12 protein-coding genes are annotated in these 13,915 nt (G+C 59.2%); 11 read left to right on the top strand and 1 reads right to left on the bottom strand.

Translation table 11 applies throughout. From position 1 onward, the window contains the following. Positions 1-53 precede the first annotated feature (53 nt). Entirely contained in the window at positions 54-1,061 is a 1,008-nt protein-coding gene (rhaS, locus tag M0D66_RS12435) for a rhamnose ABC transporter substrate-binding protein (RefSeq protein WP_054035983.1), read from the top strand. A gap of 291 nt (positions 1,062-1,352) precedes the next feature. Then, positions 1,353-1,712, top strand: a complete 360-nt coding sequence (locus M0D66_RS12430; protein WP_234487718.1) for a host attachment protein — start codon at positions 1,353-1,355, stop codon at positions 1,710-1,712. A 72-nt stretch (positions 1,713-1,784) separates the two neighbouring features. Here M0D66_RS12430 and M0D66_RS12425 read toward each other — a convergent pair whose 3' ends face one another. Continuing rightward, positions 1,785-2,123 carry a DUF6566 family protein gene (locus M0D66_RS12425; RefSeq protein WP_244869788.1) on the bottom strand — a complete coding sequence of 113 codons (339 nt, stop codon included), beginning with the start codon at positions 2,121-2,123 and terminating at the stop codon, positions 1,785-1,787. Positions 2,124-2,353: 230 nt separating this feature from the next. Between M0D66_RS12425 and M0D66_RS12420 the strand changes: the two genes are divergently transcribed. The 9 genes from M0D66_RS12420 to moaA all read left to right on the top strand — a co-directional run bounded on the left by M0D66_RS12420 (position 2,354) and on the right by moaA (position 13,893). Further along, positions 2,354-2,605, top strand: coding sequence for a hypothetical protein (locus M0D66_RS12420; protein ID WP_093636035.1), 252 nt, complete (start codon positions 2,354-2,356; stop codon positions 2,603-2,605). Positions 2,606-2,633: 28 nt separating this feature from the next. Further along, positions 2,634-2,834 carry a hypothetical protein gene (locus M0D66_RS12415; protein WP_211706964.1) on the top strand — a complete coding sequence of 67 codons (201 nt, stop codon included), beginning with the start codon at positions 2,634-2,636 and terminating at the stop codon, positions 2,832-2,834. 98 nt (positions 2,835-2,932) lie between these two features. Further along, a complete protein-coding gene (locus M0D66_RS12410) occupies positions 2,933-3,313 on the top strand; it encodes a TraR/DksA family transcriptional regulator (protein WP_211706963.1) in 381 nt (126 codons plus the stop codon). 448 nt (positions 3,314-3,761) lie between these two features. Then, complete coding sequence (locus tag M0D66_RS12405) at positions 3,762-6,551, top strand: ATP-dependent Clp protease ATP-binding subunit (protein WP_093636028.1); 2,790 nt, start codon at positions 3,762-3,764, stop codon at positions 6,549-6,551. Positions 6,552-6,802: 251 nt separating this feature from the next. Next, positions 6,803-9,085 carry an FdhF/YdeP family oxidoreductase gene (locus M0D66_RS12400; protein WP_093636026.1) on the top strand — a complete coding sequence of 761 codons (2,283 nt, stop codon included), beginning with the start codon at positions 6,803-6,805 and terminating at the stop codon, positions 9,083-9,085. Between the two features lie 120 nt (positions 9,086-9,205). Further along, on the top strand, positions 9,206-10,594 hold the full coding sequence (locus M0D66_RS12395; RefSeq protein WP_093636024.1) for a cytochrome ubiquinol oxidase subunit I: 1,389 nt from the start codon (positions 9,206-9,208) through the stop codon (positions 10,592-10,594). Positions 10,595-10,598: 4 nt separating this feature from the next. After that, positions 10,599-11,606 carry a cytochrome d ubiquinol oxidase subunit II gene (gene cydB, locus M0D66_RS12390; protein WP_093636022.1) on the top strand — a complete coding sequence of 336 codons (1,008 nt, stop codon included), beginning with the start codon at positions 10,599-10,601 and terminating at the stop codon, positions 11,604-11,606. Between the two features lie 36 nt (positions 11,607-11,642). Then, positions 11,643-12,554 carry a bestrophin family protein gene (locus M0D66_RS12385; RefSeq protein ID WP_054036000.1) on the top strand — a complete coding sequence of 304 codons (912 nt, stop codon included), beginning with the start codon at positions 11,643-11,645 and terminating at the stop codon, positions 12,552-12,554. Positions 12,555-12,810: 256 nt separating this feature from the next. Next, positions 12,811-13,893 (top strand): GTP 3',8-cyclase MoaA, encoded by a 1,083-nt coding sequence (moaA, locus tag M0D66_RS12380; RefSeq protein WP_244869790.1) that lies wholly within the window; start codon positions 12,811-12,813, stop codon positions 13,891-13,893. Positions 13,894-13,915 lie beyond the last annotated feature (22 nt).

Genomic DNA, 13,915 nt, shown 5'->3' with positions numbered 1-13,915 from the left:
AATACCGACAACCCGGACAGCATGTCGTCCAACAACAAAGCAGGAGACACCTCATGTTCAATCCTTTACGTCACACCGGCAAGACTGCGCTGTGCATTGCGCTGGTCGCGATCAGTTGTGCCGCATCCGCAGCAGGCCTGAAAAGCGGTCTGAAGATTGCCTTCGTGCCGAAGCAGATCAACAACCCCTATGAAGTGATTGCCGACGACGGTGGCATGGCCGCGATCAAGGAATTCAACGGGGTAGGCAAGGTCGTGGGACCGTCGGATGCGGGCGCATCGTCGCAGGTGCAATACATCAATACGCTGATCACGCAGCGGCAGGACGCAATTGTGATCGCGGCCAACGACGCGAACGCGGTCGTGCCGTATCTGAAGAAAGCGATGTCGCAAGGCATCAAGGTCGTGACCTTCGACTCGGACACGGCGCCTGAAGGGCGTCAGCTTTTCGTCAACCAGGCGAACGCGGAGGGAATCGGGCGGGGCCAGATCCAACTGGTCGCGAAACTGATGGGCGGCGAGGGCGAGTTTGCCGTGCTGTCGGCCACGCCTAACGCGACGAATCAGAATACCTGGATCAAGTGGATGCAGGAGGAGTTGAAAAAGCCCGAGTATTCGAAGATCAAGCTCGTGAAGATCGCGTACGGCAATGACGACGACCAGAAGTCGTTCGTCGAAACACAAGGCTTGCTCCAGGCGTATCCGAATCTGAAGGCGATCGTTGCGCCGACCACGGTGGGCATTGCAGCGGCGGCGCGTTACATCTCGTCGTCGTCGAGCAAGGGCAAGGTACAGGTGACCGGCTTGGGCACGCCGAATCAGATGCGTGCATTCGTGAAGAACGGGACCGTCAAGGCGTTCCAGTTGTGGGATCCGAATCAGCTCGGCTATCTGGCGGCCTATGCGGCAGCGGCGCTGTCGTCGGGGACGATTGCCGGCAAGGAAGGCGAATCGTTTGATGCCGGCAAGCTCGGCAAGCGCACGATCGGACCGCAAGGCGAAATCATTCTTGGACCGCCGACCACGTTCGACTCAAGCAATATCGACAACTTCAATTTCTAACCAGCAAGCCAGAGACCCGCAATTCGGGTACGGGATATGCGTGCCTCCCGGCCAAACCGGAAGCCGCTGCGGATGCGCACGGGAGGCGTTGTCGTGAACTTTAAGACCTATACTATGAATCGGTAAATCGACCGTGGGCGTGGTGGCTCCGAACTGCTATCTTGAGTGATCGCCGTTCAGACCATGGATGATCATTGACGCAGCAGTTGGCGGTCGCGGTTTTCGGCGAGGACGGAGGCGAGCAGTCAGAACGGATGCCGTACACGCAGATAAATCCCTGCTTAGAGGTGCATGATGATCGGAATGACGTGGCTTGTTGTGGCTGACGGAGGCCGTGCGCGTGTTTTCCAGACGCCCGGGCTCACACTCGACTTGCATGAAAAAGAAAGTCTCATCAACACTGAATATACCGGCACGATGCTGACGGAAAAGGACCGCGAGAAATTCGCGAAGCGCGTTGCCGAGTATCTGGAGGCAGGGCGGCTCCATCAACTCTACAATCGGCTAAGACTTGCCATCGAGCCGAAATTTCTCGGCATGGTCAAAGCGGATCTCAGCGAGGAAACCCGTCGACTGATATTCGAGCAAACCAGTGAGGATCTGTCGACGCTCAATGCCCGGGAAATCGAGGCGCGCCTGCGGCGACACTGATCGGCCTTCACACACTTAACCCTGCGAGGCCACGATTCGTGGCCTCGCAGGGTTTCTGTGTCAGTGTGTTATCTACGCGCTGGTTTCAGAGCTACCCGATTCTTCTGCATCACGGAACCAGGTTTCCGCATGAGAGCGCTCGGCAACCCATGAGCGGGACGGCGGCGAGTTGAACTCGCGATCGACAAACCGGCATCCCCATTCGACCCCGTCTCTTGCTGCCTCTTCTTCGGTTAGCCACTCGGGTTGAACGGTCATGGGACGAATATCGACGACTGTTCGGGTGCCGTGACTCACACTCACACTTGCGATCCAGGCGCCGAGCTTGTTGCGCTCAGGGCGCACGGCGATTTCGAATTCGCCGTAAGAAACAGTGCGTGCTGGCATCGTTCTCTCCTTTGCAGCGGTCATGATCGATATCCGCCCGCAACGCGGCGTGCGGGCTTCTCTTCCAGCGTCATCATGCCGTAACTCCAGCAGTCCGACACGCGGATTATTGAGGTTAAGTGACAAACCGGTAGACGTATTTCACCAATATCTAGCATCGGAGAAACCGATGTTCACATGAGCATGACTTTGCTCATAGACTTCGAGTACAAAAGAATCATGAGGCTCAAACTTTTCGATTGATGGGAGGTTTCATGGCACAGAATGAACTTTCATATCGGCGGTTCCAGATCGCCGCAACGATCTCACCGCTGCAGGGTAACCGGGGGATCGTCACAGTCGATGTCACAACCTCCGATCAGGCGCGCATTGCCGATCTGGGAACGGCACGCTTTCTCCATGTGGAACGATGGGTTGAAAGAAATGAGCCCGCTTTCCTTCAGGTCGTTGTGGACGAATGCAAAGTCACTATCGACCACTATGCGGACAACGTCGACGATAGTTGATTCTCCGTATCCCGCATGAGGTGCTGCCATGCAGCAGGAATTCGATTTCTACATCAACCTGAAGAAGCCGACACTCGGTCTCTATGTGCGCGCGGGAGCGGGCCTCCCCGACCTCGTCGACACAAGTGACTGGCAACTCAGTGGACACGTGTGGCAAGGCGAGCTGACGCCGGACATTCTGAAGGGGCTCGAGGCCAACGGCCATGCGTTTCAGGAGTTGGGCGCCTGACCGCGACATAGCACTTTGATCTCTACAGATTAGTACTATTCTTGCCTTAGGCTGGCTGAAAGCGCGCTGTCGAATGATATAGGGCGAGGGAGAGAACCATGTCGGAGCAGCAGGGTACGTTGAGTGACGAGTTCATCGCGCAGCAGCGCAAGCGCCTCCTCGCGTTACGCCAGGAACTGTTGGGTGGAGAGGAGAATACGATCGCGGACGAGCGAACGGCCGAGGAGGAGCACGGCGACGAAGCGCACGAGTTCGAGGACGAGGCGCAGGGCATGGCGCAGAACGAGGTCAACCAGGCGCTGCACGACGTGAACGACCAACGCATCAGCGATATCGAGCGCGCGCTTCAGAAGATCGACGAGGGGACTTACGGTCTCTCCGATGAGAGTGGTGACCCGATACCGAAAGGCCGGCTCGAAGTCGCCCCGGAAGCGATCCTGACTGTTGAAGAGCAGAGCCGGCGCGAGACCGGCAAATAATGGTGTCCAACGCCGCTGTGATGTCAGAAAAGACCTGATGCGGTCCTGAATCCGGACCGCGAAATCCTGTTCCATGAGGTGCCGCTGGCAGATTGCGCCAATGCCTATCATCGGAAAAACCAATGTTCCATTATTCACAAGCCCCTCATAGAATCCAATGACGGATTCAGGGTTTCGTTATGCTAATCATGCTGATATCGCCGTTGTAACCAATCCGTATTGTTCAGACAGTGCTCGTCGAGCACGAACAGCTGCTCCGCGCCGATGCTTAAACGCGCTCGATGAGCTATCACTATCACGTGTCCCCGGTTATTGAGCCAGACAAACGGGCCATCAACCGTCACTCAGGTGACATGTTCACCAAGCCCGTCGAACGTTCGCAACCCATATGACCGTGCCCCATAACCTTTTACGTAGCCGGATGCCTTAACCGAAAAGGTGACTCCCGATGCCAGCTCTCTGCGAAATCTGTAATGCCCGTCCCGCTGTCGCCCGTGTAACCGTTGTGCAAAACGGCGAGCGGAAGTCCTTATCGATCTGCGACTACGACTATCGGCAATTGATGCGACATCAAAGCATGCAGAACCCATTCGATTCACTGCTGGGAGGCGGAGGCCTGTCGCGCTTCTTCGGCGGCATGGAGGGCGGGGACGAGGAAGATGATGCTGGCTATGCCGAAGTGCCGCGTGAATCGGTCGATGCCACCGATGCTTTCAGCGAGCAGACGCTCGAATTGTTACAGCGCGCCGCGGAAAAAGCACACGAGCTTGGCCGTAACGAACTCGACACCGAACACCTGCTGTACGTGCTCGCGGACACTGATGTGTGTGCGGCGTTGCTGAAGGAACTCAAGCTCTCGCCGCAGGACATCAAGGCTTACATCGATCAGCATGCGCAAAAAGGAAAGGGTGATCCTGACTCGCCGGTCGACAAGATGACCATATCGCCTCGTTTGAAAAAGGCGTTCCAGTATGCGTTCCAGGCGTCGCGCGATCTCGGGCATTCATACGTCGGCCCAGAACATCTGCTCATTGGGCTTGCTGCCGTGCCGGACAGTATCGCGGGCACACTGCTGAAGAAATATGGCGTGACGCCAGAGGCGTTGCGGCAGAAGGTCGTAAAAGTCGTGGGCAAAGGCGCGGAGGACGGTCGTGTCGACACGCCCACCGGCACGCCCAACCTTGACAAGTTCGGGCGCGACCTCACAGCCATGGCACGTCAGGGCAAGCTCGACCCGGTGCTCGGCCGCGCGCAGGAAATCGAAAGTACGATCGAAGTGCTCGCGCGGCGCAAGAAGAACAACCCCGTGCTGATCGGCGAGCCGGGTGTCGGCAAGACAGCGATCGTCGAAGGGCTGGCGCAACGCATCATCAACGGCGACGTGCCTGAAGTGCTGCGCGGCAAGCGGCTCGTCGAAGTCAACATCAACTCGATGGTAGCGGGCGCGAAGTATCGCGGCGAATTCGAGGAGCGCGCCAAGCAACTGATCGATGAAGTCACAGCGAAGCAGGACGAGCTGATTCTGTTCATCGACGAACTGCACACGATCGTGGGCGCGGGGCAGGGCGGGGGCGAGGGCGGCCTCGATATCGCGAACGTGCTCAAGCCTGCGCTTGCGCGCGGCGAACTCAGTCTGATCGGCGCAACGACACTCAACGAGTATCAGAAGTACATTGAAAAGGATGCCGCGCTCGAGCGGCGCTTCCAGCCGGTGTTGGTGCCGGAGCCGACGGTCGAGCAGACCATCGTCATCCTGCGTGGCCTGCGCGACAAGCTCGAGGCACACCACCAGGTGACGTTCGCCGACGATGCGTTCGTTGCGGCAGCCGAACTGTCGGATCGCTACATTACGTCGCGCTTTTTGCCGGACAAGGCCATCGACCTGATTGACCAGGCGGCGGCACGTGTGCGCATCGGCGCGACCTCGCGTCCCGCGGCCATCCAGGAACTCGAAGCCGAAATCGCGCAGACGAAGCGCGAGCAGGATTATGCCTCCTCGCGCAAACGCTTCGATGAAGCGAAGGCTTTCGAGGCAACTATCGGCGAAAAGCAGACGAAACTCGACGAGCAGATGGAAGCATGGCAGCGCAAGACCGGTTCGGAGACGCTCGAAGTGACCGTGCAGTCAATCGCCGAAGTGGTGTCGCGTCTTACCGGGATTCCGGTCACGGAACTCACGCAGGAAGAGCGCCAGAAGCTGCTGGATATGGAGAAGAAGCTGCGCGAACGCGTGGTCGGCCAGGATGACGCGGTGATTGCCGTGAGCGATGCCGTGCGCCTGTCAAGAGCCGGACTCGGCCAGACGAACCGGCCGATCGCGACGTTCCTGTTCCTCGGACCCACGGGCGTCGGCAAGACCGAACTCGCTAAGGCGCTGGCAGAAACGGTGTTCGGCGACGAGCAGGCGGTCGTTCGTATCGACATGTCCGAGTACATGGAGCGTCACTCGGTCGCGCGGTTGATCGGGGCCCCTCCGGGCTACGTCGGGTACGACGAGGGCGGGCAACTGACCGAGCGCGTGCGGCGGCGCCCTTACAGCGTGATCCTGCTTGACGAGATCGAGAAGGCGCACCCCGACGTGTACAACGTGCTGCTGCAGGTGTTCGACGACGGGCGGCTGACCGACGGCAAGGGCCGCGTGGTGGACTTCAGCAACACGATCATCATTGCGACGAGCAACCTCGGCGCATCGATCATCATGGACAACCTCGAAAAACCGGAGGGGGACCGCCAGACCGAGAAAGCAATCCGCGAGGAATTGATGGGGGTGCTCAAGGGCCACTTCCGGCCTGAGTTCCTGAACCGGATCGACGAGATCATCGTTTTCCACGGGCTCTCGCGCGACAACATCCGCTCGATCGTGCAGATCCAGCTCGAACGGGTCGTGCGCACTGCCGCTGCACAGGACATTACTCTCAAGATAGACGAATCGGTTGTCGATCACCTCGCCGATGCTGGTTACCGGCCGGAGTTCGGTGCACGCGAGTTGAAGCGCCAGATTCGCCAGGAACTGGAAACGCGGCTTGCGAAGGAGATGCTTGGCGACGTCCTGAAGTCGGGTGACACCGTCGATGTCAGTTACGACAAGGATAGCGGCAAAGTGAAGTTCAGCAAGAGCGAGGCGCCATCCACGCCCAAGGCAACGGGCGCGAAGGGTAGCAACGGACGTGCGAAGAAGAAACCGTCCAAAGAGGCCAGCAGCCCCGAGGAAACGGAAAGCGCTCACTCGAAGCAATGAGGTGCATAACCAGCTGGGAGCCACCGCTACGTCATTGCCGACGGTGTACGGGGTCCCAGCCTGGGTGATCCGGGCGATGTGACAGTGCTTGTGCTGCGTGTACTGTGCACGCCCGCCACGGATCGATCTGTACCTTTCACGATGCATCAACCTGATTAGACTGATCTCGTATCCACGCTTTATGCCGTGATGCGGCGTAACCTCAATCCGGATAGCCATCAGGCATCCTAATAAAGGCCATGGAGTTTCAGATGACCACACGACGCGAAGTGCCTGGAATCCGACCGTATGACGGACCCGCTGGGGGCTGGGGAGCGCTCCGGGCGACAGCTCAGGCCGTCCGAACACAAATGGAAAGCATCGAGGCGCCGATCACGTTGATGCGGACCAATCAGCCTGATGGCTTCGATTGTCCGGGTTGCGCGTGGCCTGACAAGGAGCACAAATCCACGTTCCAGTTCTGCGAGAACGGCGCCAAGGCGGTCACATGGGAAGCGACGACCAAGCGGGTCACGCCGGAGTTCTTCGAGAACAACACGGTGTCGTCGCTGCTGCAACGGACGGATTACGAACTGGAGGATCTCGGCCGCCTGACGCATCCGCTCGTCTACGACCGTGCCACGGACAAATTCCGGGCGGTCGAATGGGAGGACGCATTTGCTCGCATTGGTGAAGTGCTGCGCGGCTTGTCCTCGCCCGACGAGGCCGAGTTTTATACCTCAGGCAGAGCGTCGAATGAGGCCGCCTACCTCTTTCAGTTGCTTGCGCGGGAATATGGCACCAACAATTTCCCGGATTGCTCGAACATGTGTCACGAGCCGACCAGCGTTGGCTTGCCCCAGTCGATCGGGATCGGCAAAGGTACGGTATCGCTGGATGATTTCGACAAGACCGAACTGATCCTCTCGATCGGCCACAACCCGGGCACGAATCATCCCCGCATGATGGGGACGCTCCACGAATGTTCGCGGCGCAACGTGCCGATCATCGTGTTCAATCCGCTGCGCGAGCGCGCGCTGGAGCGCTTCGCTGATCCGCAGAGCGTTTTCGAAATGGCGACCTTCGCGTCGACCCGAATCGCGTCGACCTATTTTCAGCTCGACGCCGGTGGAGACGCAGCCGCCCTCAAAGGCATCATGAAGGCGCTCCTGCAGATGGACGCGGAACAGGGCAACACGGTTCTGGACCACGAGTTCATTGCAACGCATACCCAGGGGTTCGACGCGTTTGCCGCCGATCTGGAAGCGACGTCATGGGACGATATCGAAAAGGCCAGTGGACTCACGCGTGAGGATATCGACGAGGTTGCGATTGCCTATGCAAAATCGAATGCGACGATTGTCACGTATGGTATGGGCGTTACCCAGCATAACAAAGGTACCGCCAATGTCCGTCTGATTGCGGATCTGTTGCTATTGCGCGGGAACATCGGCAAACCCGGCGCAGGCATCTGTCCTTTGCGCGGGCATTCCAACGTGCAGGGGAACCGCACGGTCGGTATCACCGAAAAACCGTCCGCCACCTTCCTCAAGCAGATCGAAGATGTATTTGGCTTCAAGCCGCCCGCGGCGCACGGACACGATGCCGTCCAGGCGATGCAGGCAATGATCGACGGTACGGCCAAGGCGCTGATTTGTCTCGGTGGAAACTTCGCTGTTGCGTTACCTGATTCCGAGCAGTGCTTTCCGGCCATGGGCAAGCTCGATCTGAGCGTCCATCTCGGTACCAAGCTCAATCGTTCGCACCTGCTGGTGGCAAAAGAAACGTACGTGCTGCCAGTTGTGGGGCGCACGGAACTGGATATCCAGGCGACCGGCCGGCAATCCATTACGGTCGAGGATTCCATGTCGATGGTCCACGCTTCTTCGGGCAAGCTGAAGCCTGCTTCCGAACACTTGCTATCTGAGCCTGCGATCGTCGCCGGTATTGCGAGAGCTGCGTTACCGAATAGCAAGGTGGCATGGTCGGAACTGGTTGCCGACTACGACAAGATTCGGGACCTGATCGAGCAAACTGTGCCGGGATTCGAGGCATTCAACGCACGAATCAGAGTGCCGGGCGGATTCCGTATGCCGCTTCCCCCGACCGAACGCGTGTGGCCCACGCCGTCAGGCAAGGCGATGTTCTCGGTGTACGGCGGGGTGAAGGAAGATGCAGACGTTTTCGGCGCTGAAAATGTGCTGCGACTCATCACAATCCGCAGCCACGACCAGTACAACACCACCATCTATGCCATGGACGATCGTTACCGGGGCGTGTTCGGTCGCCGTGACGTGCTGTTTATGAACGAAGACGATCTTGCCGCACGTGGACTCGAGCATGGCGATCTGGTCGACATTGAAACGATTTCAGCGGGCAGGCAGCGAAGCTTGAAGAAAATAACGGTAATTGCTTACAACATCGCACCGGGTTCAGTGGCGGCATACTATCCTGAAGCGAACGTGCTGGTGCCGCTCGACTTTATCGATAAGGAGAGCGGCACGCCTTCGTACAAGTCTGTTCCGGTTCATGTTGTGCGCTCGGCACAAGCCTGACTTTGAGCGATGACGGGTCGATCAACCGGACGTGCGCGTCCAGTTGACCGGCCTGCAGGATAACGGGCGTGAACGCCGTTTTACGCAAATGCGGTTGTCACCTGGAGCCATTGATCAATTATGGAAATCTTCGATGCATTCCACCTTGCCAGGTTGCAGTTTGCGTTTACGGTTTCATTTCACATTATTTTTCCCGCGATCAGTATCGGCATGGCGAGTTTCCTCGCGGTGCTGGAATGGCGCTGGCTGCTCACCGGCGACGTTGCCTATAAGGAGATGTTCCAGTTCTGGTCGAAGATCTTCGCGGTGGGCTTCGGCATGGGGGTGGTCTCGGGCGTGGTGATGGCTTACGAGTTCGGCACCAACTGGAGTGGCTTTTCCAGCGTGGCCGGCAACGTCACGGGGCCGCTTCTGACTTACGAAGTGCTGACCGCATTCTTTCTCGAGGCCGGCTTTCTCGGCGTCATGCTGTTTGGCTGGCAACGCGTCAGTCCACGCGCGCACTTCTTCGCCACGCTAATGGTTGCGGTGGGCACACTCATTTCCACGTTCTGGATTCTCGCGTCGAACAGCTTCATGCAGACGCCGCAAGGATTCGCTGTCGAGAATGGTCGGATCGTACCGGTCGACTGGATGAAGGTGATTTTCAATCCTTCGTTTCCGTATCGCCTCGCGCATATGACGATTGCCGCGTTCATCGTCGCGGGCTTCATTGTTGCCGCGTGCGGTGCGTGGCATCTGTTGCAGGGTCGGCGCGACAAACCCGTCACGCGTAGTTTTTCGATGGCGCTGTGGATTCTGCTTTTCCTGACGCCAATACAGATTTTCGTCGGCGATGCGCACGGACTCAACACGCGCAAATATCAGCCGGCCAAGATCGCGGCGATTGAAGGCCTGTGGGAAACCGAGCACGGGGGCACCGCGCTCAATCTGGTCGGCCTGCCCGATATGGATGCGGAAGTGACGCGATACACGATCCAGATACCGCATCTGGGCAGCCTGATTCTGACTCACAGTTGGGATGGCGAGATTCGCGGCCTGAAAGAGTTTCCGCCCGAGGACCGTCCGTATTCGCCGATCGTGTTCTGGACTTTCCGGATCATGGCGGGTCTCGGCATGTTGATGTTGTTGACGGCGCTGCTTGGTCTGCTGCTCAGAGTGCGCGGCCGCCTCTACGAGACGCGCTGGTATCAGGGTTTCGTCCTGTGCATGGGGCCTTCCGGAATCGTGGCGCTATTGGCGGGGTGGGTAACGACCGAGGTCGGCCGTCAACCGTGGACGGTCTACGGTGTCCTGCGCACTGCGGACTCTGTCTCGCCGGTCAGTTCCCAGCAGGTCGGCGTTTCCTTGCTGATTTTTGTGCTGGTGTATTTCCTCGTGTTCGGCATGGGCTTCTACTACATGATGAAGATGATGAAGCGCGGACCTGAAGAGCACGTCGAGCGCCGCGATTCCCGTCGGCATCCGGTCCTGCGTAATCGTCCGTTGGACGCACTGGAAGGGGAGTGACGCCATGCAAATCGATCTTCCTGTTGTGTGGGCCGCGATCATCGGACTCGGCGTTTTTATCTACGTGATGCTGGACGGCTTCGACTTGGGCATCGGCCTGCTGTTTCCGTTTTTCGAGGAGAAGGGCGACCGGCAAGTGATGCTCAATACCATCGCGCCGGTCTGGGACGGTAACGAGACATTCCTCGTGCTCGGCGGCGCCGGGCTTTACGGGGCGTTCCCGGTGGTCTATTCGACGCTGCTGCCGGCGAACTATCTCCCGCTGATCCTGATGGTGATCGGCCTGATCTTCCGCGGGGCGGCCTTCGAACTGCGCGCCAAGGCCGTCAGGACCCAACACGCGTGGGACCTCGCCTTCATTGGCGGTTCCGCGCTCGCGGGGCTCTGCCAGGGCATCGTGCTGGGGTCGCTGCTGCAAGGCATCAAGATCGTCGATGGCCGCTTTGCCGGCGGCGCGTTCGACTGGCTGTCGCCGTTCAGCCTGTTCTGCGGAATCGGCGTACTCACCACGTATGCGACGCTCGGTTGCGGCTGGCTTGTCCTGAAGACGGATGGCGAATTGCAGCACAAGATGCGTGAGGTGATGCGGCCGCTTGTGAGCATCCTGCTCGGGGTGATGGTCGTCGTGAGTCTATGGACGGTAATCGGCTTGCCGGCGGTTGCACATCGCTGGTTCGGCAGCGGCAATCTCGGCTGGTTTCTGCCGGTGCCGATTCTTGTGGTCGCTTGTGTGTGGGGCGTCTTCCGTTCGCTTCGCCAGAAGCACGAGGCGACGCCGTTCCTGCTCACGCTCGCGCTGTGCTTTCTCGGCTATAGCGGTTTGCTCATCAGCATCTGGCCGAACATCGTTCCGCCGTCGCTGACGATCTGGGAAGCATCGTCGAGCCACTCGAGCCAGTTGTTTGCGCTGGTCGGCACGGTGATCGTGCTGCCGATCATCCTTGTCTACAACGTCATGCAGTATCGCGTGTTCCGGGGCAAGGTGCGCGAAGGGGATGCCGGTTACCACTGAGGTGACGGCGCAGCCAGACCATTAAAAGAGCACATTATGATTGTGAGGCCAGGGCAGAACTGGTTCCGGCTGCTGTTTGTCTGGAACGGTTCCGTGTTGCAGTCGATTATTCCGCAGTTGGTTTTTATGGCCGCGGTCAGCAGTCTTGCTGTCGTGACGCAAGGGCGCATTTTCGGCGAGAAAATCCCACTTAATACGGCGCCGTTCACATTGTTCGGCCTGGCGCTTGCGATCTTCCTGGCGTTCCGCAACAACGCAAGTTACGAGCGCTTCAATGAGGCGCGCCATCTTTGGGGCAGCATCCTGATCTCGGCGCGGGCGCTGACTTCGCAGATGCTGTGTTACGTGCCGCGGAGCGATCACCACGTTCAAATGGCTCATACGCTGATTGCGAGTGTGTACGCGTTGAAGCATCAACTGCGCGGGACCGACCCGACTTCCGATCTCGTTCGCTTTCTCGGACGCACGCGCACAGAGGCATTGCAGCACACCTGCTACAAACCGACCGCGCTGCTCAATGAGCTTCGTCGCGACTTTGCCGATCTGCAAGTGCGGGCCTTGATGTCGGATACCCAGCTCTGGATGCTGGACGCGCAGATCAACGAATTGGGAAAGACGGTGGGAGGGTGTGAACGGATCGCATCGACGCCCATCCCGTTTGCCTACAGTGTGTTGCTGCACCGCACCGTCTACGCCTATTGCGTTTTGTTGCCGTTCGGTCTGGTCGATTCGACGGAGTTCTTCACGCCGCTTCTTTGTGTTTTCATTTCCTATACGCTCATTGCGCTCGAAGCGATTGCTAGCGAAGTCGCCGAGCCTTTTACCGTCGCGCCGAATGCGCTGGCGCTTGATGCCATGACCCGCAACATCGAGCGTTCGATTCTCGAGCTTTGCGGCTGCGAACTTCCTGAGGAGGTCGTACCGGTGCGTGCGTACCAGTTGACTTAGGGGGCGTTCTTCGACGCGTTCGGTCAGTCTGCCCGACAGGACGTGCACCAGCTTCGCCGTCGCTCATGATACGGCGCGCGAACTGTACTCCTGAAATTCGGCACAGACTGTGCGTCCCGAGGGCGAGCCCGACGCACTATCCTGCCAACAGGACATTGGCGAACCGGCGGTCGTCCCGGTCAGACAGATCGACTGCCGCCAACGCCACATGCCGCCGCCCACCTTCGGATAGATCGTGAACATCGTCCACCAGCCCATATTCGCCGACACTGCATCTCCCCATGGCATATCCGCCGGTGCCGTCACGACTACGCTCGATACGCTTGATCGTCCACTGCGGGATTTACGCCTGTCCGTTATCGATCAATGCAATTTCCGCTGTACGTACTGCATGCCGCGGGAGACCTTCGGCGCAGACTACCGGTTCCTGCCGTCTTCGGAACGCCTGTCGTTTGAACAGATGGTCAAGCTCGCGAAAGCGTTCGCACTGCTCGGGGTGGAGAAAATCCGCATCACGGGCGGCGAGCCGCTCCTGCGGCGTGGACTCGAATCCCTGATCGAACAACTCGCGAAACTGACCACACCTGGCGGCAAACCGCTGGAGCTCGCGCTGACGACAAACGGCTCCCTGCTTGCCGCAAAGGCGCGTTCGTTGCGTGACGCCGGCCTCGGTCGCGTGACGGTGAGTCTCGACGCGGTGGACGATGCCATATTCCGCCGGATGAGTGACGTCGACATGCCCGTGTCGCGGATCCTGGATGGGATCGAGGCCGCGCGCGCGGTGGGACTCGACCCGGTCAAGGTCAACGCCGTGATCGAGCGAGGCGTCAACGACAGCCAGATCCTCCCGCTCGTGCGGCAGTTCAGGGGCACCGGCGTGGCCGTGCGCTTCATCGAATTTATGGACGTTGGCGGCGCGGGCGGCTGGTCGAACACGAAGGTGATCACGGCGCGCGAGACGCGTGACATCGTCGAATCAGCGTTTCCGCTGGTCCCCGTCGTCGTTCGTGAACAGACGGGCACCGCCGTCAACTATCGCCATGCCGACGGCACAGGCGAAGTCGGCTTCATCGCGAGCGTATCGCAGCCATTCTGCGGGTCGTGTTCGCGCGCTCGTGTATCGGCCGACGGTCAACTTTATTCATGTCTTTTCGCCACGCATGGCACGGACCTCAAGCCCTGGCTCACTGAGGCCGCTTCAGTTGAGCAACTGGCTGGGGTCGTCCGCAGCCGGTGGACCCAGCGCGACGATCGCTACTCCGAGCTTCGCTCGACGCCGCGTCGGCCAGGATCGGGGAAAGCCTATCCCACCGTCCGCATGTCGCTGGTCGGCGGTTGAGGCCTGACGAGTCCTTGCGAAG

The organism is Paraburkholderia sp. SECH2 (genome assembly GCF_030464795.1).
Lineage (GTDB): Bacteria > Pseudomonadota > Gammaproteobacteria > Burkholderiales > Burkholderiaceae > Paraburkholderia > Paraburkholderia aspalathi.
The sequence above is the reverse complement of the archived record's forward strand: the minus strand, read 5'-3'. Positions and strand labels throughout refer to the sequence as shown.

Coding starts and splice junctions, on each gene's coding strand:
- M0D66_RS12405 (WP_093636028.1), top strand. CDS start 3,762: ATGCCAGCTCTCTGCGAAATCTGTAATGCCCGTCCCGCTGTCGCCCGT.
- M0D66_RS12430 (WP_234487718.1), top strand. CDS start 1,353: ATGATGATCGGAATGACGTGGCTTGTTGTGGCTGACGGAGGCCGTGCG.
- M0D66_RS12420 (WP_093636035.1), top strand. CDS start 2,354: ATGGCACAGAATGAACTTTCATATCGGCGGTTCCAGATCGCCGCAACG.
- rhaS (WP_054035983.1), top strand. CDS start 54: ATGTTCAATCCTTTACGTCACACCGGCAAGACTGCGCTGTGCATTGCG.
- M0D66_RS12425 (WP_244869788.1), bottom strand. CDS start 2,123: ATGACCGCTGCAAAGGAGAGAACGATGCCAGCACGCACTGTTTCTTAC.
- M0D66_RS12385 (WP_054036000.1), top strand. CDS start 11,643: ATGATTGTGAGGCCAGGGCAGAACTGGTTCCGGCTGCTGTTTGTCTGG.
- M0D66_RS12410 (WP_211706963.1), top strand. CDS start 2,933: ATGTCGGAGCAGCAGGGTACGTTGAGTGACGAGTTCATCGCGCAGCAG.
- M0D66_RS12415 (WP_211706964.1), top strand. CDS start 2,634: ATGCAGCAGGAATTCGATTTCTACATCAACCTGAAGAAGCCGACACTC.
- M0D66_RS12400 (WP_093636026.1), top strand. CDS start 6,803: ATGACCACACGACGCGAAGTGCCTGGAATCCGACCGTATGACGGACCC.
- cydB (WP_093636022.1), top strand. CDS start 10,599: ATGCAAATCGATCTTCCTGTTGTGTGGGCCGCGATCATCGGACTCGGC.
- M0D66_RS12395 (WP_093636024.1), top strand. CDS start 9,206: ATGGAAATCTTCGATGCATTCCACCTTGCCAGGTTGCAGTTTGCGTTT.